This is a genomic window from Billgrantia hypersalina, assembly GCF_052584175.1.
Map to the genome: position 1 here is coordinate 182,236 of NZ_JBMIQI010000011.1, position 20,031 is coordinate 202,266.

General features: G+C 67.1%; 14 protein-coding genes. 11 read left to right on the plus strand and 3 right to left on the minus strand.

Annotation, left to right across the window (positions count from 1 at the left end; all coding sequences use genetic code 11):
• Positions 1–10: 10 nt before the first annotated feature.
• The 9 genes from ACOJCM_RS07890 to ACOJCM_RS07930 all read left to right on the plus strand — a co-directional run bounded on the left by ACOJCM_RS07890 (position 11) and on the right by ACOJCM_RS07930 (position 14,929).
• Positions 11–2,017, plus strand: coding sequence for a heme lyase CcmF/NrfE family subunit (locus tag ACOJCM_RS07890; protein ID WP_445211513.1), 2,007 nt, complete (start codon positions 11–13; stop codon positions 2,015–2,017).
• Positions 2,014–2,547, plus strand: coding sequence for a DsbE family thiol:disulfide interchange protein (locus tag ACOJCM_RS07895; RefSeq protein ID WP_445211514.1), 534 nt, complete (start codon positions 2,014–2,016; stop codon positions 2,545–2,547). The genes ACOJCM_RS07890 and ACOJCM_RS07895 overlap by 4 nt, the downstream gene beginning before the upstream one ends.
• On the plus strand, positions 2,538–3,011 hold the full coding sequence (locus ACOJCM_RS07900) for a cytochrome c-type biogenesis protein (protein WP_445211515.1): 474 nt from the start codon (positions 2,538–2,540) through the stop codon (positions 3,009–3,011). The genes ACOJCM_RS07895 and ACOJCM_RS07900 overlap by 10 nt, the downstream gene beginning before the upstream one ends.
• Positions 3,008–4,237, plus strand: a complete 1,230-nt coding sequence (gene ccmI, locus ACOJCM_RS07905; RefSeq protein WP_445211516.1) for a c-type cytochrome biogenesis protein CcmI — start codon at positions 3,008–3,010, stop codon at positions 4,235–4,237. The genes ACOJCM_RS07900 and ccmI overlap by 4 nt, the downstream gene beginning before the upstream one ends.
• 4 nt (positions 4,238–4,241) lie before the next feature.
• On the plus strand, positions 4,242–7,736 hold the full coding sequence (gene smc, locus ACOJCM_RS07910; protein WP_445211517.1) for a chromosome segregation protein SMC: 3,495 nt from the start codon (positions 4,242–4,244) through the stop codon (positions 7,734–7,736).
• Between the two features lie 226 nt (positions 7,737–7,962).
• The gene (zipA, locus tag ACOJCM_RS07915) at positions 7,963–9,666 is read left to right on the plus strand and encodes a cell division protein ZipA (RefSeq protein ID WP_445211518.1); all 1,704 of its coding nucleotides are present in this window, start codon (positions 7,963–7,965) and stop codon (positions 9,664–9,666) included.
• A 106-nt stretch (positions 9,667–9,772) separates the two neighbouring features.
• Complete coding sequence (gene ligA / locus ACOJCM_RS07920; protein WP_445211519.1) at positions 9,773–11,836, plus strand: NAD-dependent DNA ligase LigA; 2,064 nt, start codon at positions 9,773–9,775, stop codon at positions 11,834–11,836.
• Positions 11,833–12,102, plus strand: coding sequence for a YheU family protein (locus tag ACOJCM_RS07925; protein WP_445211520.1), 270 nt, complete (start codon positions 11,833–11,835; stop codon positions 12,100–12,102). The genes ligA and ACOJCM_RS07925 overlap by 4 nt, the downstream gene beginning before the upstream one ends.
• Positions 12,103–12,316: 214 nt before the next feature.
• Entirely contained in the window at positions 12,317–14,929 is a 2,613-nt protein-coding gene (locus tag ACOJCM_RS07930; protein WP_445211521.1) for a putative bifunctional diguanylate cyclase/phosphodiesterase, read from the plus strand.
• On the opposite strand, the gene mnmC is transcribed toward ACOJCM_RS07930, so the two are convergent.
• Together mnmC and ACOJCM_RS07940 are read right to left on the minus strand one after the other, a co-directional pair.
• The gene (mnmC, locus tag ACOJCM_RS07935) at positions 14,895–16,961 is read right to left on the minus strand and encodes a bifunctional tRNA (5-methylaminomethyl-2-thiouridine)(34)-methyltransferase MnmD/FAD-dependent 5-carboxymethylaminomethyl-2-thiouridine(34) oxidoreductase MnmC (RefSeq protein ID WP_445211522.1); all 2,067 of its coding nucleotides are present in this window, start codon (positions 16,959–16,961) and stop codon (positions 14,895–14,897) included. The two genes, ACOJCM_RS07930 and mnmC, sit on opposite strands and share 35 nt — an antisense overlap.
• A gap of 165 nt (positions 16,962–17,126) precedes the next feature.
• Complete coding sequence (locus ACOJCM_RS07940; protein WP_445211523.1) at positions 17,127–17,426, minus strand: YciI family protein; 300 nt, start codon at positions 17,424–17,426, stop codon at positions 17,127–17,129.
• Between the two features lie 112 nt (positions 17,427–17,538).
• On the opposite strand from ACOJCM_RS07940, the gene ACOJCM_RS07945 reads away from it, so the two are divergent.
• Together ACOJCM_RS07945 and ACOJCM_RS07950 are read left to right on the plus strand one after the other, a co-directional pair.
• A complete protein-coding gene (locus ACOJCM_RS07945) occupies positions 17,539–18,468 on the plus strand; it encodes a PHP domain-containing protein (protein ID WP_445211524.1) in 930 nt (309 codons plus the stop codon).
• Between the two features lie 37 nt (positions 18,469–18,505).
• On the plus strand, positions 18,506–19,129 hold the full coding sequence (locus tag ACOJCM_RS07950; protein WP_445211525.1) for an L-threonylcarbamoyladenylate synthase: 624 nt from the start codon (positions 18,506–18,508) through the stop codon (positions 19,127–19,129).
• Between the two features lie 18 nt (positions 19,130–19,147).
• Here ACOJCM_RS07950 and ACOJCM_RS07955 read toward each other — a convergent pair whose 3' ends face one another.
• A complete protein-coding gene (locus ACOJCM_RS07955) occupies positions 19,148–20,020 on the minus strand; it encodes an ion transporter (protein ID WP_445211526.1) in 873 nt (290 codons plus the stop codon).
• Positions 20,021–20,031: the final 11 nt, after the last annotated feature.

The window sequence follows — 20,031 nt, forward strand, 5'->3', positions numbered from 1 at the left end:
CGGAGACGTCATGTTCATTCGTTTGATCCCTGAAATCGGCCATTTCGCCCTGGTCATCGCCTTGCTGATGGCAGCGGTGCAGGGCGTGATGCCACTGGCGGGCGCCGCCCTGCGCCGGCCGCTGTGGATGGCCTATGCCCGCCCCATGGCCGCCGGTCAGTTCCTGTTCGTGGTCATCGCCTACCTCTGTCTGACAGCCAGCTACCTGCTCGACGACTTCAGCGTGGCCAACGTGGCCAACAACTCCAACTCGATGCTGCCCTGGTACTACAAGTTCAGCGCGGTATGGGGTAACCACGAGGGCTCGGTACTGCTGTGGAGCCTGATGCTCGCCGGCTGGAGCTACCTGGCGGCGCGTTTCTCTCGCGAGCTGCCGCGTGACATGGTGGCACGCGTGGTCGGCGTGCTGGGCCTGGTCGCCGTCGGTTTCCTGGCCTTCGTGCTGGTCACCTCCAACCCCTTTGAGCGCCTGCTGCCGAACGTGCCGAACGACGGCGCCGATCTCAACCCCCTGCTGCAGGACATCGGCCTGATCCTGCATCCGCCCATGCTCTACATGGGCTACGTGGGCTTCTCGGTGGTTTTTGCGTTCGCCATCGCCGCCCTGCTCGGTGGCCGTCTAGACGCGGCCTGGACCCGCTGGGCGCGGCCCTGGACCAACCTGGCCTGGGCCTTTCTCACCGTGGGCATCGCGCTGGGGAGCTGGTGGGCCTACTACGAGCTGGGCTGGGGCGGCTGGTGGTTCTGGGATCCTGTCGAGAACGCCTCGCTGCTGCCGTGGCTGACCGGTACCGCACTGATGCATTCGCTGGCAGTCACCGAGAAGCGCGGCGCGTTCAAGAGCTGGACCGTGCTGCTGGCGATCTTCACCTTCTCGCTCTCGCTGCTGGGCACTTTCCTGGTGCGCTCCGGCGTGCTGACCTCGGTGCACGCCTTTGCCAACGACCCCTCGCGCGGCTTCTTCATCCTCATACTGCTGGGCATCACCGTGGGGCTGTCGTTGCTCATCTTTGCCCTGCGTGCACCGCGAGTCAGCCAGCGCACCCGCTTCAACTGGCTGTCGCGAGACGCCCTGCTGCTGATCAACAACATCATGCTGGTGATCATGACCATCACCGTGCTGATGGGTACCGTCTACCCGCTGCTGCTCGATGCCCTCGACCTGGGCAAGATCAGCGTGGGCCCGCCGTACTTCAATGCCCTGTTCGTGCCGCTCACCGTCATCATGTGCGTGTTCATGGGCCTGGGGCCGGCGGCGCGCTGGAAGCAGACCGACCCACGCCTGCTGGTCAAGCGGCTGTGGCTCGCCGGCGTCGCGGCGCTGGTGATCGCGGCGGTCATGCCATTCATCATCGGTGGCGAGTGGAACGTCTGGGTCGCCCTCGGCCTGGTGGCGGCGATGTGGATCGTACTGCCGATGCTGCGCGACCTCTACGACAAGACACGTCATGCCGAGTCGTTCGGCGCCGGTCTCAAGAAGCTTTCGCTGGCCTACTGGGGCATGCAGCTCGGCCACCTGGGCATGGCGGTGACCATCATCGGCGTGGCGGTCGTCTCCAACTTCGAGATCGAGCGCAACGTGCGCATGTCTCCCGGTGACAGCGTCGAGGTGGCCGGTTACACCTTCACCATGAACGAGCTGACCAGCCGGCGCGGGCCCAACTACCTTGCCGACGGTGCCGAGATCGAGGTACGTCGTGGCGACAGCCGGCGCAGCTTCACCATGAACCCGGAGAAGCGGATGTACATTGCCCGTGGCATGCCCATGAGCCAAGTGGCGCTGCGCCCCGGCCTGTTCCGCGACCTCTACGTGGCCATGGGCGAGGACCTCGGCGACAACAGCTGGGCCATGCGCGTGCAGTACAAGCCGTTCGTGCGCTGGCTGTGGCTCGGTGCGCTGTTGATGGCGATCGGCGGTGTGCTGGCCGTGGTCGACCGGCGCTATCGCCGCCTGGCCACTTCGCGCGACCCCGAACAGAAGGCCAGCGAAAGCGCGACCCGGGAGGCCATGGCATGAAGCGTCGCCTGTTGCTGATGCTGCCGCTGCTGGGCTTCCTGCTGCTGCTGCTGTTTCTCTACCTGGGGCTGGGGCTGAACCCGTTCCATCGCGAGTCGAAGCTGGTCGAGGAGGCACGTGCCTTCCCCGCCTTCCAACTCACCACGCTGGAGGACCCCGAACGGCGCGTCGACGAATCGCTGATTCCCGGCGAGGTCACGCTGGTCAACGTGTGGGGGGAGTGGTGTCCCGAGTGCAAGCGCGAGATGCCGCAACTGCTCGACCTGGCCGATCGCGGCGTGCGCCTGGTCGGTATCAACTGGAAGGACACCCGCGAGAAGGCGCTGGGCTTCCTCGAGGAGTTCGGCGACCCGTTCGAGGTCAATATCTTCGACCCCGAGGGCGAGCTCGCCTTCGAGCTGGGCGTCTACGGGGCTCCCGAATCCTTCCTGGTCGACCGCGACGGCATCATTCGTTACCACCATACCGGTTACATTTCGCCGTCCGACCTACGTGAACACATCCTGCCGGAGGTGGAAAAATGGCAGTAATCCGCTGGATGCTCGCCGCCGCCGCGCTGATGCTGACGGCCGGCCTGGCACAGGCCGCCGCCATCGAAGTGCGTGAATTCGACAACCCGGTGCTGGAGAAGCGCTACGAGAGCCTGACGGCCTCGATGCGTTGCCCCACCTGTCAGAACCAGGCGATCAACGACTCCGATGCGCCCGTGTCGGGCGACATGCGTGACCGCGTCTACCAGTTGCTGCAGGACGGTCGCTCGGACATGGAGATTCGCGACCACATGGTGCAGCGCTTCGGCGACTACATTCTCTACAATCCGCGCCTGGAAGGCCGCACCTACCTGCTGTGGGGGCTTCCCGCCGTGCTGGTCGTGGCCGGTGGCATCCTGGTGATGCTTCTGGTGCGGGCACGGCGCAACGCCTCGTCTCGCGCTCTCAGCGAGCACGAGCGTCAGCGCCTGGAAGCGTTGATCAACCGGGGGAACGGCCAATGACCATGCTGTGGCTATCCTTCGGCCTGCTGCTGCTGCCGGCGCTGTGGCTGCTGGTGGCGCCGATGCGGCGTGCGCGCCTGGTGCACGATGCCCAGGCCAGTTTCGAGGCCAACGATCGGGCGGCCGAGCAGAACGTGGCGATCTACCGGCGTCGCCTGGCGTCGCTGGAGGCGGCACTGGAGCGCGGCGACATCGACCGGTCACAGTTCGACGAAGACCGGCTGGAGCTCGACCGCAGCCTGCTCGAGGACACCGAGAACCTGACGCGCAAGCCCCTGCAGTCGCCTGCCGCCGGTCGCTTCGCGGTGCCCGTCGTGGCGGTGGCGCTGACGGTCTCTGCCATGCTGTGGTACCAGCACGAAGGCGCCGAGGGCGACCTGCGTGTGTTCGAGGCCTTCCAGCAGAGCGATACGCTGCCGGCCCTGCTGGAGCGTCTCGAGCAGGAGGCCCGGCGTCAGCCCGGCAATCCTGATGTATGGTCCTCCCTGTTTACGCTCTATCGCGACTCGGGCCAGAGCGAAGCCGCCATCGAGGCGCTCGACCGGCTGATCGAACTCGAGGGCAGGCACCCCTCGCTGCTGGCGCAGAAGGCGCAACTGATGTTCTTCATGAACGACCGTCGCCTGACCGGGGAGGTCCAGGCGCTGGTCGACGAGGTCCGCGAGCGTGACTCGCGAGAGCCCACCATCCTTGGCCTGCTGGGTGTCCACGCCTTTGACGAGGGGGACTATGAGCGGGCCATCTCCCAGTGGCGTCGTGCCATCGCCGGCATGTCCGACTCGAGTTCCGCCGAGGCGCTGCGGGAAGGCATTCGCGTCGCCCAGCAGCGTCTCGGCGTCGCGCCCGAGGAGCAGGAAGCCGCCGTTCCCCAGGGGCCGGGCGTGCGGGTGAACGTCAGCCTGGCCGAGGAGCTCCAGGGATTGCTCGACGACGACACCCGCGTGTTCGTCGTGGCCCGCGACATGGAGGGAGAGCTGCCGCCGCTGGCGGTGGCGAGGGTGACGCTCGGTGAGCTGCCGACCACGCTCACGCTCGACGATCGCCACGCCATGTCCGATGCCGCGAGCCTGTCCCAGGCCAGCGAAGTGCGCCTGCTGGTGCGCGTGACCAAGAGCGGTGGTGCCACGCCCGAGCCGGGCGACATGTATGGCGATGTGGAAGGCGTGCCGGTGGGCGACGTTGAAGGCGAGCCCGTGGAGGTCGTGATCGACCGTGTCATAGAATAGCCGGATGCGACTCACCTCGATCCGCCTGAGCGGCTTCAAATCCTTCGTCGACCCCGTCACGGTGCCCTTCGACGGCAACATGACCGCGATCGTCGGCCCCAACGGCTGCGGCAAGTCGAATATCATCGACGCCGTGCGCTGGGTCATGGGCGAATCCTCGGCCAAGACCCTGCGCGGCGAATCGATGACCGACGTCATCTTCAATGGCTCCACCGCGCGCAAGCCGGTGGGGCAGGCCGCCATCGAACTGCGCTTCGACAACAGCGACGGTGCCATGGGCGGCGTCTACGCCCAGTACGCCGAGATCGCGGTCAAGCGTCAGGTCAGCCGCGACGGCCAGTCCAGCTACTTCTTCAACGGCCAGAAGTGCCGCCGTCGCGACATCGCCGATCTCTTCCTGGGGACCGGCCTCGGCCCGCGTTCCTACGCCATCATCGGCCAGGGCATGATCTCGCGTCTCATCGAGGCGCGCCCCGAAGAGCTGCGCGCCACCCTCGAGGAGGCCGCGGGCATCTCCAAGTACAAGGAGCGCCGCCGCGAGACCGAGAACCGCATGCGCCGCACCCGCGAGAACCTCGAGCGCCTCGAGGACATTCGCGAGGAGCTCGACAAGCAGCTGGAAAGGCTCCGGCGCCAGGCCGAAGCGGCGCGTCGCTACCAGGCCCTCAAGGAGGAAGAGCACCGGCTCAAGGGCGAGCTTGCGCTGCTGCGCGGCCGCGCCTTGCGTGCCCGTCAGCGCGAGGAGGAGAGCCGCGTGCGCGACCTGGAGACCGCCGTGGAGCGCGAGGTGCTCGGCCTGCGCCAGTGCGAGACCCGCCTCGAGGAAGCGCGCGCCGACCATGATGCCCTGGCCGAAACCCTCGAGGCGCGCCAGGCGCGTTTCTTCGAGACGTCCAGCGCCATCGCCCGGCTCGAGCAGAGCCTGGAGCACGCCCGCAGCCGCGAAGGGCAGTTGGCCCGCGACCTGGAGAGCGCTCGCCAGGAGCTGGTCGAACTCGACCGCCTGGGCGAACACGACCGGGAGCGGCTGGCACGGCTCGACGAGCGGCTGGACTCCCTGTTACCCGAGCAGGAGGAGGTGGCCGAGCAACTGGCCGAGCTCGAGGCGATGCTGGAGGAGGCCGAGCCCGGTGCCGAGGAGGCCGAGCAGGCCTTCGAGACGTTCAGCGAGGGCTGGCGCGAAGAGAGCCGCGAGGCCGAGCGCAGCCAGGACCGCCTGCGCGAACTCGAGAATCGCCTGGCACGACTCGAGGCCGATGCCCAGCGCCGCCGCCAGCAGCAGCAGGAGTTGCCCGACCTGGCCGAACTCACCGCGAGGCGCGACGAACTGAAGGAGCGGCTGGCGGAAGTCGGCCTGGCCCAGGAAGAAGTCGAGGCGCGGCGCGAGCACCTCCAGGCCGCCCGAGAGGAGGCTCGCGAGGCAGCCGCGACGCTGGAGCGCGAACGCGAGGCCGAGCGCAGCCGGCGAAGCGGCCTGCAAGGCGAGCTGGCGTCCCTCGAGGCGCTGATCCAGGCGGCCCTCAACGATCCCGACGATACCCTGACCGAGCACTTGGCAACCCACGAGCTGGGCGAGCTGCCGCGCCTGGGCGAAGCGCTCGAGGTCGAGCCCGGCTGGGAAGCGAGCGTCTCCTGGGTACTGGCGCCCTGGCTCAAGGCGCGCCTGGCGACCCCCGACGCCTTTCGCACGGCAAGTGCCGAGCCGCCCGCCGAACTGAGCGTGCTGGCTCCCCAGGTCGAGGTTGAAGCGCCCGCGCAGAGCCTGGCCGCTCGCGTACGCGGTGCGGGGGCCGCCGCGGCGTGGCTGGCGCCCATTCGCTGCGTGGCGAGCGACGAGCAGGCCTGGGCCGAGCGCGCCGGCCTGGCCGCGGGCGAAAGCCTCATCACGTCAGGCGGGCTATGGCTGGGGCGCGATTGGGTGCGCCATCGCGGCCAGGGGGGCGGCCCCGACGCGCTGCTGGTCAGCCGTCGCCGCTTCGAGGAGGCCGCCGCCGAGCTCGACGCGATCGAAACGCATCTGGCCTCGCGCGACCAGGCGATCGAGGCCGAGCGCGAGCGCGCCGAACAGGCCGAACGTGAACTCGAGACGATTCGCCAGGAGGAGCGGCGCCTGGCCGGCGAGCAGCAGCAGCTCGCCGTGCAGGACAGCGGCCTGGCCAGTCGTCTGGAGCACCTGCAAGGGCGTGCCGGTGAGCTCGCCGAGGAACTGGCGGGACTCGACGAGGCCCGCGAGGAGACGCGGCTGACCATCGAGGAGGCTCGCGAACGCTGGCAGCAGGCCATGGCCAGGCTGGAGGAGGGGGCCGAACGGCGCGAGCAGCTCGAGCGTGCGCGTAGTGAAGCGCGTGAGCGCTTGGCGTCGCTACGGGCGAGGCAACGCCCGCTGCAGGAACGGACCCAGCAGCTTGCGCTGGAGCATCAGCGGCTCTCCACCGAGCGTGCCGGATTGGCCGAGCAGCAGGAGCGCAGCGGCGACACCCGTGAGCGTCTGCTGTCCCGCTGCGAGGAACTGACAGAGACGTTGGAGCAGTTGCGCGAGCCCGACGAGGAGCAGCGCGAGAAGCTCGACGAGTTGCTGCACCGGCGCGAGGGCGACGAGCGCTCGCTCAATGAAGCCAAGGCGCGAGCCGCCGAACTGGTGGAACGGCTGCGTGAGGATGAGCTGGCGCGACAGAGCCACGAGCGCAATCTGGAGGGAATTCGCGAGCGTCTGCAGGAAGCGCGCATGCAGGTCCAGGCGCTGGCGCTCAAGGCCGAAACCCAGGACGAACAGCTCGCCGAGCTCGGCCACCAGGCCGCGGCGCTGGAGTCGCAGCTCGACCCCAACGCCACCGAATCGGCCTGGCAGACCCGGCTCGAGGAAGTCGGTGAACGCATGCGGCGGCTGGGGGCGATCAACCTGGCGGCCATCGAGGAGTACGACCAGCAGGCCGAGCGACGCAACTATCTCGAGGCCCAGCAGTCGGAACTCAATGAGGCGCTTGAGACACTGGAGCGGGCGATCCGACGCATCGACCAGGAAACGCGGACCCGCTTCCGCGACACGTTCGAGCGAGTCAACCAGGGTCTGCAGTCGCTTTTTCCCCGAGTCTTCGGGGGTGGAACCGCATGGTTGACGCTGACCGGGGAGGATTTGCTCGATACCGGCGTGGCCATCATGGCACGCCCCCCAGGCAAGAAGAACAGCACCATTCATCTTCTCTCCGGTGGGGAAAAGGCGTTGACTGCCCTGTCGCTTGTCTTCGCCATCTTCCAGCTCAATCCGGCACCTTTCTGCATGCTCGACGAAGTCGATGCACCGCTCGATGATGCCAACGTCGGCCGCTATGCCAAGCTGGTGAAAGACATGTCCGAGTCGGTGCAGTTCATTTATATCACGCACAACAAGATCGCCATGGAAGCTGCCGAAAGATTGATGGGTGTCACCATGCAAGAGCCTGGTGTGTCACGTTTGGTAGCCGTCGGAGTAGAGGAGGCTGCGGCACTTGCCGAAGCCTGACGAGGGCTTGAAAGCGAGCAGTAAACGCGGTATCAGAAGGCACGTCACGGTCATGCCGCTTATTGGAAAAGCGAATTGACAGGGAAAGGCGCAGGGTCGATTTGACTCTTGAGCGATAATGCCGGGGCTTGACAAACAAAAAAAGTGGCCCTTTTTTTGGCAATCGCGCTATGCTGTTGTCGAACATCCATCCGGCATGGCGCCCTAGTGATAGGCAATACGACCCATGGAACTTAGAGAATGGCTGATCATTCTGGGGCTGGCCCTGGTGACGCTCATCGTGATCGATGGCGTGCGTCGCCTCAAACGCCAGCGCCGAGTGCCCCGCCTGGACCAGGTAGGGGATAACAACAACCCAAGCAATGGCCACCAGGCAGCGGCTGAAGACGACGACGGCGACAATTGGGAATTGCCCAATGGGGGAGCCCGTGTCGTCAAGCCTGCCAGCTATAGCCAGGTACCGACGAAGCCCAAGCTCGAGCGCCAGGAGCATCCGGGCCCCTCGCGGGTATTGGCTGGCCTGAAGGATGCCAGTGCCGACGCCAGAGCCGGCACGCCGGATCGCGAACCCGTTGCCGCCGCCGCGCCCCGCCCGGCGGCCTCCGCCATGCCGGAAACAGCCTCTGCCGCGCCTGGTACCGCTACCGAGGCGGGGGCGAGCGGCGAACGGCGCCCTGTAGAGGCGACCCCGCGAGGGGCAGCGTCATTAAAGGCTGCTAGCGAAGCCGCCGCGCCACGCCGCGATGAGTCCGCGCCGGCCGATGCCAGGGTTAAGCCTCCTGTTGAGGAAAGTCCGGCGTCCGCGACCGGACGGCAGGCCAGCGAGCCGGCCGTTACGCCGGCGATGCCGCAGGCCGAGCCGACCCTCCGGATGGGTGAGGCGGACGAGACGGAAGCGCGTCGTGAGCCGACGCTCTCCGCCCTCGACGAGGCGGCTCCCGTGGAAGATGCACCCCGTGCGGAAGCCGGTCCGCTGAGCGCCGACCCCGACGATCACGATGCGCACCTCGACGAGGACGAGCGCTACCGCCTGGTCGACCTCGAGGGCATGGGCGATTCGATCAAGAGCGGTTCGCTGCGCATGGGCCAGTCGGTTCAGCGCTTCGGGCTCTCCATGCAGCAGCGCCTGGCCAAGCGCCGTGAACTGAAGCGCGAGGAGAAGGCACGCCGCGATCAGGCGCGCGCCGAAAAGGCCGCACGCGAAGCCGAGCGCCGCCGCGAGGCCGCCGAGGCTCAGGCCGCCAGGGAAGCCGAGCGCCGCCGCCTGCAAGCCGAGGCCATCGAGTCGGCCGATGACGACGATCCCCTGTTCGCTCCGCCGCGTTCCCGTATGGCACAGCCCGCCCATGCCGAACCGGCCGAACCGGAAGTCGCGGCGGCCGGCGCCGTCAGCGACGAGGACGACGTGGTGCGCGCCCATCCCACGCTGGCCCGGGCGCTGCGTCACAACGTCAATGCCGAACGGGCGCGGGATACCCTGAGCCAGGCGGACGAGATCATTGTCATCAGCGTGCTCTCGCGCGACGAGGAGGGTTTCTCAGGCGAGGCGCTACTCAACCTGATGCTGGCCTGCGGCCTGCGCTACAGCAGCGAAATGGGCATCTTCCATCGCTTCGAGACCGAGGACCCCGACAGCGAGCTGCAGTTCTCGATGGTCAACGTGCTCAAGCCGGGCACTTTCCCGATCGAAGCGATGGACGAGTTCCGCACCCCGGGCATTACCCTGTTGATGCCGCTCCCCGGGGCGCTGGACACCGCCGCTGCCTTCGAGGCGATGGTCGAGACCGCGATGGTCATCGTGCGCAACCTGGGGGGAGAGCTGAAGGACGAGAACCGCAGCGTAATGACCGCGCAGACGGTGGAGTTTGCACGTCAGCGGGTGCAGGAGTTCGAGCGCCGCAACCGCCTCAATCGCTATCAGGTGAATTGACGCCTGACCGAGTGCCATGCCGCACCGCCCCGACAACCCCGTGAGCGATCACGGGGTTGTCGTGTTGAGGGGCGGCGAGAGACCCTCTTTCGAGACTTGGAACCGCATGAGCCAGCCTGAACATAAGATTCGCGATGAAGTCGCCAAACTGCGCGCCGAACTCGACGATGCCAACTATCGCTACTACGTGCTCGACGAACCGCAGCTCACCGATGCCGAGTACGACCGCAAGCTGCGCCGCCTGCAGGAGCTGGAGCAGGCTTATCCCGACCTGGTGACGCCCGATTCACCGACTCAGCGGGTCGGGGCGCCGCCCGACGCCGGCTTTCCCGAGGTCGAGCACGCGGTCCCCATGCTGTCGCTGGACAATGCCCTGAGCGAGGAGGAGCTCCGGGCCTTCGTCAGGCGCGTGGCCGAGCGGCTGGAAACCGACGGCGAGGCGATCCGCTTCTGCTGCGAGCCCAAGCTCGACGGCGCCGCCGTGTCGCTGGTCTACGAGCAGGGCGTGTTGATCAGCGGAGCGACCCGGGGCGATGGCCGTACCGGCGAGGGCATCACCTCCAACCTGCGTACGCTGCGCTCGATCCCGCTCAGCCTGCGCGGCGATGCCCCCGATCTGCTCGAGGTTCGCGGCGAAGTGATCATGAGCCATGCCGGCTTCGAGCGCCTCAATGACCGGGCGCGCGAGGAGGGTGGCAAGGTCTTTGCCAACCCGCGCAACGCTGCGGCGGGCAGCCTGCGTCAACTCGACCCCGGCGTCACCGCCAAGCGCCCGCTGGAATTCAGTGCCTATCAGGTGGCGCGCATCGAGCCGGATCCGGGCGATGCCAGCCATAGCGAGCTGATGGCTCATCTCAAGACGTTCGGCTTTCGCACCAGCACCCTTCTTCATGTCGTCACCGGCGGCCAGGGTGTGATCGACTACTGCCGTAGGCTGGGCGAGCAGCGCGACGGCCTCGGCTACGATATCGACGGCGTGGTGATCAAGGTCGACGACCTGCGCCTGCAGCGCGAGCTGGGCTTCGTCGCCCGCGCGCCGCGCTGGGCCATCGCCTTCAAGTTTCCCGCCCAGGAGGAGACCACGCGGCTCAACGACGTCGAGTTTCAGGTGGGGCGTACCGGAGCGATCACCCCCGTGGCGCGGCTCGAGCCGGTTTCGGTTGCCGGCGTCACCGTGTCGAATGCCAGCCTGCACAATGCCGACGAGATCGCCCGACTCGGCGTGAAGATCGGCGATACTGTGGTGATTCGCCGGGCCGGCGACGTCATTCCCCAGGTGGTGAGGGTGCTCGAGGAACGTCGTCCCGACGACGCCCGTGAGATCGTCTTCCCCGAGCGCTGTCCGGTCTGCGACTCCGAGGTGGAGCGTCTCGCAGGCGAGGTAGTGGCGCGCTGCTCCGGTGGGCTCTACTGCCCCGCCCAGCGCAAGGAGGCGCTTAAATACTTCGCCTCGCGCCGGGCCATGGATATCGACGGCCTGGGCGAGAAGCTCATCGACCAGCTCGTCGAGCTCGACTGGGTGAAGACGCCGGCCGACCTGTTCCGGCTCGATGCCGAACGCCTGGCTGAGCTTCCGCGCATGGCGAAGAAGTCTTCCGAGAAGCTGGTGGCAGCGCTGGAAAAGGCCAAGCACACGACGCTGCCGCGCTTCATCTACGCGCTGGGTATCCGCGAGGTCGGGGAGGCCACGGCGGCCAACCTGGCGCGTCACTTCGGCACCCTGGATGCGCTGATGGCCGCCGAGCAGGCCGAACTCGAGGCGGTGGAGGACGTCGGCCCGGTGGTGGCTGCCCACGTGCACACCTTTTTCCGCCAGGAGCACAATCGCGAGACCATCGAGGCGCTGCGCCAGCAGGGCGTGACCTGGGCCGAGGAAACCGTAGGCGAACGTCCCCAGCCGCTGGCCGGTCAGACCTGGGTGCTCACCGGCACACTTGAGAGCATGACCCGCGACGAAGGCAAGGAGCGCCTGCAGGCGCTGGGTGCCAAGGTGGCCGGCAGCGTATCGAAGAAGACCGCGGCGGTGGTTGCCGGCGAAGCGGCCGGCAGCAAGCTGGCCAAGGCCCAGGAGCTCGGCGTGGAGGTACTCGACGAGGCCGCCTTCCTTGAGCGTCTGGCCGCCTGGGAACGCGGTGAAGGCGTGCCGGGCGACGCGGGGGGCGACGCATGAGCGGACGCTTCATCGAGGTGCCCTACCGCATGCTGCCGGCGGAAACCCTCGATGCCCTGCTGGAAACCTTCGTCACCCGCCAGGGCTACGACACCACCGACACCGGCGAGGGCATGCGCGGCTGGGTCGCTGAGCTCAAGCGTCAGCTCGAGCGCGGAGAGCTGATCATCGCCCACGACCTGCAGACCGAAACCACCGAGGTATTGACGCTGGCCCAGTGGCGCGCCTTCGGTCGCGATCTGGCCGACGACGAGGAGGAGGGTTAGTCGCTGTCGCCCCTCGGCCAGGGCGGATAATACCGCCGTGCTGCACTGCACTACCAAAGTCCAGCTGTGCCGAAGCGGGAATGTAACGGGAAATTGATCCAGGTCAGGAGCTGAAAAGGCTCATGCGGCAAAAATGAGTTTTCTCATACTTCCGCTGACGGCGGCTCCTCTAGGGACGGGCTGGCGCCTTACGTCGCTTCTGCCGAGTACCGTGATGCTGACCTACGCCCGCGCTTTTCTCACCTGCTTGAAGTCCCTTCAGGGATTCGTGCTGGTAGCGATTCTTTCCGCCTCGCTGACCGTCTTCCTCGGCGTCTCCGTAGTCTCCTCGCTGCTCTACGAGAACATCCTCGCGCGCCAGGCCGAGCAGACCTCGGAAACCCTGGCGCGGCAGAGCTTCAACGCCATGTTGCAGGTGATGCGCCAGGGCTGGACCCGCGAGCAGATGGTGGCCTTCATCGAGGAGACCCGGCGCGCCCACGAGGGCTCGGGCTACCGTTTCGCGTTCTATCGCGGCGAGCGGGTCTCGGAGCGCTTCGGGCAGATCGAACAGCCGCCCATGGACATCGTCGTCCGTTCCGCCCTGGCGTCGGGCAATGAGCGGGTATGGCGCGAAGACGGTACGGTACGGCGAATCATGCCCCTGGTAGCGCGCGCCGAGTGCCTGACCTGCCACCAGAATGCGGCCACCGGCGACGTGCTGGGAGTGATCGACATCCAGCACGACCTGGCGCCGATCAGCCGCGAGATGCGGTTCAACTACCTCGCCCTGTTCATCGTCGCCGCCCTGTTCATCCTGATGCTGGCGCTGGGCATGTCCAAGCTCTTCGCCGAGCGGATCCAGGTCACCCTCAAGCAGTTTCGCGAGCGCCTGGAGGCGGTCAACTCCGTAGAGGATTTCCGCAAGCTCGACGTCAGCGACGCCAAGGTGCGCTTCCACGAACTCAACGATGCCCTGCAGCACGTCAATGCCCTGGTCGACCGGCTGCGGAACGTGGCAGTGGACAAGGACATCCTGGAGTTCGAGATTCGCCTGCTGAGCAAGTTCATCATCACGTCGGAGGTGGTGCGCGACTGGCGCGAGTTCATCAAGGAGTTGCTGGCCGACATCAATACCATCATTCAGGCCCATACCCTGGTGACGATCTTCCAGGTGGAGGACGAGGGCTACGAGCTGGAGGTGTTCTGGTACCGCGAGGTGGCGCCCGAAACCCGCGCCACCTTCGAAGCGCTGCTGACCCAGTTGCTGGAGAACAAGCACGAAGGGCAGCCCGGGGGCAGCGTACTCAAGGTGTCGCATCATACGGTGATGGCTGCCGGCGTCGACGAGGCGGTGGCGGACCTCTCGCCGGAGGATATTCGCCTGCAGACCAAGTCGCTGCTGCTCGAAGCGCCCAAGATCGGCGGTATCGTCGGCATCGGCGTGCAGTCGGACCTGGTGCAGGATCCCATTCGCCACATCGTCATCGACGGCATCCTGTCGACCCTGCTCAACCTGGTGGGCTCGGTCAAGGCGATCTACAAGTACACCAAGGACCTGGAGTTCTATGCCACCCGGGACCCGCTGACCAACCTGCACAACCAGCGAATCTTCAAGGACATGCTGGTCTACGAGGTGGGCCGGGCGACACGTCACCAGGACCACTTCAGCCTGCTGATGCTCGACCTCGACAACTTCAAGACGGTCAACGACCGCCATGGGCACGCCTTCGGCGACCAGTTCCTGAGCGCCGTGGCCGATACCCTCAGCCACTCGGTGCGCCCCGGCGACTTCCTGGCCCGCTACGGCGGCGACGAGTTCACCGTGATCCTGCCCCAGACCGAGGATCAGCAGGCCTATTCGGTGGCGCTGCGCATCGCCGAAAACCTATCCCGCCAGGTACTCACCGCACCCGACGGCAGCACGGTGCGGGCGACCACTTCCATTGGCATCGCCAGTTACCCCAACCATGCCGCCAACCCCCACGATCTCTTCCTGCTGGCAGACAACATGATGTACAAGGCCAAGCGCAAGGGGAAAAACTGCGTGGCCCTGCCGGAGCAGGAGGAGGTGGCGGAGGTCTTCCGCGAGGTCGGCGAAAAGAACCAGATGGTGCTCAGCGCGCTGGAGGAGCAGCGCATCGTGCCCTACTTCCAGCCCATCGCCGACGTGCGCACCGGCGAGGTTCACATCCACGAGCTGCTGATGCGCATCCAGCTCGACGACCGCCTGGTGCCGGCTGGCGAGTTCATCGACATCGCCGAAAGCATCGGCGTGATACACAAGATGGACTACCAGCTGATCGAGAAGGCCTTCGCCCAGATCCGCGAGCAGGGCTACGAGGGCATGCTGTTCATCAATCTCTCGCCCAAGTCGCTGATCATCGGCGAGTTCATCGGTCACATCCATCAGCTGGCGATCGACTACGACATCCTGCCGGAACGTATCGTCTTCGAACTGACCGAGCGCGAGACGGTGAGCAACCTCAAGCTGCTGGAGAAGTTCGTGCTCGACCTCAAGCTCGAGGGCTTCAACTTCGCCATCGATGACTTCGGGTCGGGCTACTCCTCGTTCCGCTACCTCAAGCAGTTCCCTATCGACGTGATCAAGATCGAGGGCGAATTCATTCGCAACATGCTCAGCGACGAGAAGTACATGGCGTTCGTCAAGAGCATCGTCACCCTGGCCCAAAGCCTTGGCGTGAATACCATTGCCGAATTCATCGAGGACGGAGACGTACTGGCCGCCGTCGAGGCGCTGGGCATCGATTTCGGCCAGGGTTACTACCTCGGCCGGCCGGGGCCACGCTTCGTCAGCTGCCGCCAGCCGGTCGTCGCTGCCAAGTAGCCCCGGTTCGAACCGGCGACTTGCCCTGGACCAGGTCGCGAATGACACGCCGTCCCGGATGCAGGTGGTCCGCCAGCGGCCATTCCAGCGGCAGGGGTTCGTCGCAGATGCGCGAGGCGATCAGCTCGGCGCACAGCGGTGCACTGGCCAGGCCGCGCGAGCCGTGGGCGGCACTGATCCACAGCCCCGGATGATGGCGTCCGGCTATGTCCGGCACCCGGGTGGCGTCCTTGGCCAGCGCGGCGTAGTCCTCGCGCCAGGCCTCGGCATCGGGTACCGGGCCGGCATAGGGCGACTTGTCGGGGCTGGCGGCACGCACGCCCACGCGGCCGGTGAGACGCTCGGGCGAAAGCTCGGCACCGGTCTCGCGCAGCGCCGCCACGAAATGGGGCAGCCCGCGCTCGAGTTCCGCCAGGTTGGCGGCGTGATCGGCCTCGCGCTCGGCCAGGTCGGTGTCGCCGGGGGCGAAGGTGGCACCGAAATTGAGCACGCCATCCGCTGCCGGTGGCACGTAACCGCCGGCGCACACCACGCGACCCAGGGGCGGAGCGCCTTCGGGCAGCGCCAACTGGCTGACCTGGCCGCGCACCGGCTGCAATGGCAGTGCCGAGGTCTGGCTGAAGCGGGCCGCTTCGCTGGCGGCGGCGACCACCATCTGGTCAGCCGCGATCGACGTCCCATCGGCCAGGGTCAGGGTCCAGCCCGTTTCACCGCCATGCAGCGCCGTCACCTCGCCGCGGCGGAACGAGACACCGGGTGAACGGGCCAGGCGCACGCAGAGCTCGAGCGGCCTGACCCAGGCGGCTCCGGGGTAGTCGAGCGCGGGCGTATCGATCCTGATGCCTGCAGCGGCGCTGGCCGCCTCGGCGTCGAGCCCGCGCACCACACTCTCCGGCAGGGAATGGTGGGCCAGAAAGCGGCTCTGTCGCCGGCGCTCCTTGTCGCTCAAGGCCAGCTGCAGCACGCCACTGGCTCGCCACAGCTCCTGCCCGGGGTCGAGGCATTCCAGCCAACGTCGGCTATGGAGCAGGCCTGCCATATATGCGCGGCTCTGCAGGTTGGTCTCCACGGCGAGCTTGACGTAGAGCGCTCCCTGCAGGTGGGTGGCGCCCAGTTCGGCGCGGTCGAAACGGTCGATCAGCGTTACCGCGACACCGCGCCGGGCCAGGGCGGCGGCAACGCTGGCACCGGCAATGCCGGCGCCAATCACTGCCACGTGGCCGGCCGGGCGCACCGGCGGCGGGCGGAACCAGGGCGTTTGTGTCCGGCGGGTATCGGCGGGAGGGGCGACGATCTCGCCGCTGAGCATCTCGCGCTTGCGCCCGAAGCCCGGCACCTTGCGCCAGGCGAAGCCGGCCTCGGCCAGCCCACGCTTGACCACCCCCGCGCAAGTGAAGGTGGCGAAGGTCGCCCCGGGCCGCGAACGGGCCGCCATGGCGGCGAACAGCTCAGGGCGCCACATCTCGGGATTCTTGGCCGGGGCGAAGCCGTCCAGGAACCAGGCATCCACCCGTCCCTCGAGCAGGGCGAGCCGCTCGGCGGCGTCGCCGAAGTGGAGGTCCAGCGTGACCCGCTCGTCGAGCCAGAGCCGATGCACGCCGGCCACCGGCTCGGGCCACTGGCGCACCAGCCGCTCGGCGCGCGGGGCCAGGTCGGGCCAGGCGGAAAGCGCATGGGTCAGGTCGCCCTGGGTGAGCGGATAGCGTTCGGTGGAGACCAGGTGCAGCCGCGCGCCGGCCGGGGCGTGGGCATCGAAGCAGGCCCAGGCGCAAAGCATGTTGAGCCCGGTGCCGAAGCCGGTCTCGCCGATCACGAAGGGGCGTGTCTCCTGCCAGCTGGTAAAGCGCTCGGGCAGGCCGTTGCCCTGAACGAAGACATGTTCGGTTTCGGCCCGGCCGTCGTGGCGAGAGAAATAGACGTCGTCGAAGCGCGTCGAGAGCGGGGCGCTCTCGCCGGTCTCGTCGCGCTGCCAGTCGAGGCGTGCAGGCTCGAGGCCGGCCAGCGGCGGCAAGGTGGCATGGGGCAGGGACACGGGGTTCTCCAGCTCTGGCAGGGCTGCTCAAAAAATGACCGTTTTCGTCGCGGCGGCGTGGCATGGCGTATCGCGCAAGGCATCCGCGGCGTTTCAACAGCGTTATCCACAGAAGCTGTGAGCAAAACTCCTGTGGATAAACGCTGCCTCAGCGTGGGGCGAGAATCAGGGAAGGACCTTCTTGAACGGCTTCACCGCCACCTTGGCGTAGACCCCGGCGATCATGTAGGGGTCGGCGTCGGCCCACGCCTGGGCGGTTTCCAGGCTGTCGAATTCGGCGACCACCAGGCTGCCGCTGAAACCGGCATCGCCGGGATTCTCGGCATCCACCCCCGGGTGGGGGCCGGCCAGCACCAGGCGACCCTCGTCGCGCAGCTTCTCCAGACGGGCCAGGTGGTCGGGGCGGGCGGCCAGGCGGCGCTCCAGGCTATTCTTCACGTCTTCACTGATGATTGCGTACAGCATCGCAGCGTTTCCTCGCTCAAGCGGTATCATCGCGGGCTCCACCGTGCGTTGACCGACCCTCGCCGGACGCGCACCATGGGCCATCATTCTGACAAAGTTGCCTGCCCGCGTCATGCCAATGCCCCGCTTGCCCGAGCGCTTCGACGGCGATCCCGGCCCCCTCGGGGTCGACCTGCACATGCACTCCACCGCCTCCGACGGCGCCCTGCCGCCCGCCGAGGTGGTGGCCCTGTGCGCCGCGCGCGGCGTGGCGCTGATGGCGTTGACCGATCACGACACCGTGGCCGGCGTGGCCGAGGCCGGCCAGGCGGCCGGCCGCCTGGGCGTATGCCTGTTGCCGGCGGCCGAACTCTCGACCCGCTGGCAGGGGGTCGGCATTCATGTCGTGGGGCTGCTGCCGCAGGGAGCCAGGGGCGAGCTGGCCGCTGGCCTCGAAGCCCAGGCCCGGGCGCGCGAGGCCCGCGCCGAAGTGATCGCCGAGCGCATGGAGAAGCTCGGGCTCGACGACGCCCTGGCCCGCGCCCGCGAGCAGGCCGGGCCCTACCGCCCGCTGGGGCGACCCGACTTCGCCCGGGCACTGGTAGCCGCGGGGCTGGTACCCGACGTGGCCACGGCGTTTCGCAAGCACCTGGGCAGCGGCAAGGCGGGCGACGTCAAGGCGCATTGGCCGGCCATGGCCGAAGTGGTGGGCTGGATCGTGGCGGCCGGCGGCGTGGCGGTGCTGGCGCATCCGTTGCGCTATGGCCTGACCCGGCGCAAGCGCGGCCAGTTGCTGGACGACTTCACCGCGGCCGGCGGGCAGGCCGCCGAGCTGGTCAGCGGGTTCCAGAATCTTGATGTCACGCGCGACCTGGCTCGCCAGCTGGCCGAGCGGGAGCTCTATGCTTCGCTCGGCAGCGATTTTCACTTCCCCGGTGGGCATCTGGCCCCGGGCAGCATGAGCCCGGTGCCGCGAACCGCCGTAGCGCCGGTATGGACACACCCTCGCCTGGCCGGCTTCGTCGCCGCGGGCTGCGACGCGCCCGCCTCCGGCACGTTATAGTGGGCAGCACGAATCCTAGACGACAGGGAGTCCATTGATGAGTCAGTTCTTCCAGATTCACCCGGAAAATCCGCAGAAGCGCCTGATCGACCAGGCGGCGCAGATCGTCCGCCAGGGCGGAGTGATGGCCTACCCCACCGATTCCGGCTACGCCCTGGGTTGCCATCTGGGCGACAAGAAGGCGATCGAAAAGATCAAGTGGCTGCGCTCGCTGGACGACAAGCACAACTTCACCCTGATGTGCTCCGATCTCTCCGACATCGGCACCTACGCCAAGGTGGACAACAGCGTGTTCCGCCTGCTCAAGGCCAACACGCCGGGCGCCTACACCTTCATACTCAACGCCACCTCCGAGGTGCCGCGCCTGCTACTGCACCCGAAACGGCGCTCCATCGGCGTGCGGGTACCCGACCACCGCATCACCCACGCGCTGCTCGAGGCCTTGGGCGAACCGCTGATGAGCGTGACCCTGATTCCGGTGGGCGAGGAATTGCCGATGACCGACCCGGAGGCGATCCGCGAGCGCTTCGGCACCCACCTGGATCTGATCATCGACGGCGGTGCCTGCCACCTGGAGCCCACCAGCGTCATCGACCTGCGTGAGCTGCCGCCGACCATCGTGCGCGAAGGGCGCGGCGACCTGTCGCCGTTCCAGGAGTGAGTCGGCTCGGCTGCCGCTTCATTCGCTCTCCCGCTGCCGCTTCCTCGGGTCGGGGGTTTCCTCGTCCAGCCAGGTGCCGCACTTGAGGCAATAGAGCGCTCGCTTCTCGTGACGGTCATGGCCGCAGCCGGGGCAGGCCTGTTCGGAGTAGCGGTCGGCACGAATCGAGCGGATCACCTCCGCCGAGAACACCCCGGTAGGCACGGCGATGATCGAATAGCCGATCAGCATGACCAGGGTCGAGATCGCCTGGCCGATCGGCGTCACGGGAACGATATCGCCGTAGCCCACCGTGGTCAGGGTCACGATGGCCCAGTAGATAGCCTTGGGAATGCTGGTGAAGCCGGCCTCGGCGGGTTCGATCATGTAGACCAGCGAGGCGAAGAGGGTCACCAGCAGGAAAACCGTAAACAGGAACAGGAAGATCTGGTGCCAGCTGCGCACCAGTGCCTCGACCAGCAGACGCCCCTCGCCGACGAACTGCATCAGGCGCAGTACGCGGAAAATGCGCAATACCCGCAGCAGGCGCACGATCACCAACATCTGAGTGCCGGGCAGAAGCAGCATCAGCCAGGTCGGAAGTATCGCCACCACGTCGATCGCACCGTAGAAGCTGCGCAGGTAGCGCAGCGGCTTTTCGAGAATGATCAGGCGCACCAGCAGCTCAATGGTGAAAGCGAGAGTAAAGCCCCATTCGAGCCAGTAGAACCATTCCCCATACGACGCGCTGAGGTGATCGACGGTGTTGAGCATGACCACCAGCACGCTGGCCAGGATCGTGATGATCAGAAGGATATCGAAGCCCTTGGCCAGTGGCGTATCCGACTCGAAAATGATCTGGAACAGGCGCGTACGTACGCCTTCGGCCGCCGGTCTGAATGGTTCGGTCATGCGCCGTATTC

Excerpts from the sequence above, each read along its gene's own strand:
- ligA (WP_445211519.1), top strand. The coding sequence starts at position 9,773 with ATGAGCCAGCCTGAACATAAGATTCGCGATGAAGTCGCCAAACTGCGC.
- zipA (WP_445211518.1), top strand. The coding sequence starts at position 7,963 with ATGGAACTTAGAGAATGGCTGATCATTCTGGGGCTGGCCCTGGTGACG.
- ACOJCM_RS07925 (WP_445211520.1), top strand. The coding sequence starts at position 11,833 with ATGAGCGGACGCTTCATCGAGGTGCCCTACCGCATGCTGCCGGCGGAA.
- ACOJCM_RS07945 (WP_445211524.1), top strand. The coding sequence starts at position 17,539 with ATGCCAATGCCCCGCTTGCCCGAGCGCTTCGACGGCGATCCCGGCCCC.
- ACOJCM_RS07950 (WP_445211525.1), top strand. The coding sequence starts at position 18,506 with ATGAGTCAGTTCTTCCAGATTCACCCGGAAAATCCGCAGAAGCGCCTG.
- ccmI (WP_445211516.1), top strand. The coding sequence starts at position 3,008 with ATGACCATGCTGTGGCTATCCTTCGGCCTGCTGCTGCTGCCGGCGCTG.
- smc (WP_445211517.1), top strand. The coding sequence starts at position 4,242 with ATGCGACTCACCTCGATCCGCCTGAGCGGCTTCAAATCCTTCGTCGAC.
- ACOJCM_RS07930 (WP_445211521.1), top strand. The coding sequence starts at position 12,317 with ATGCTGACCTACGCCCGCGCTTTTCTCACCTGCTTGAAGTCCCTTCAG.
- ACOJCM_RS07940 (WP_445211523.1), bottom strand. The coding sequence starts at position 17,426 with ATGCTGTACGCAATCATCAGTGAAGACGTGAAGAATAGCCTGGAGCGC.
- ACOJCM_RS07890 (WP_445211513.1), top strand. The coding sequence starts at position 11 with ATGTTCATTCGTTTGATCCCTGAAATCGGCCATTTCGCCCTGGTCATC.
- ACOJCM_RS07900 (WP_445211515.1), top strand. The coding sequence starts at position 2,538 with ATGGCAGTAATCCGCTGGATGCTCGCCGCCGCCGCGCTGATGCTGACG.
- ACOJCM_RS07895 (WP_445211514.1), top strand. The coding sequence starts at position 2,014 with ATGAAGCGTCGCCTGTTGCTGATGCTGCCGCTGCTGGGCTTCCTGCTG.
- ACOJCM_RS07955 (WP_445211526.1), bottom strand. The coding sequence starts at position 20,020 with ATGACCGAACCATTCAGACCGGCGGCCGAAGGCGTACGTACGCGCCTG.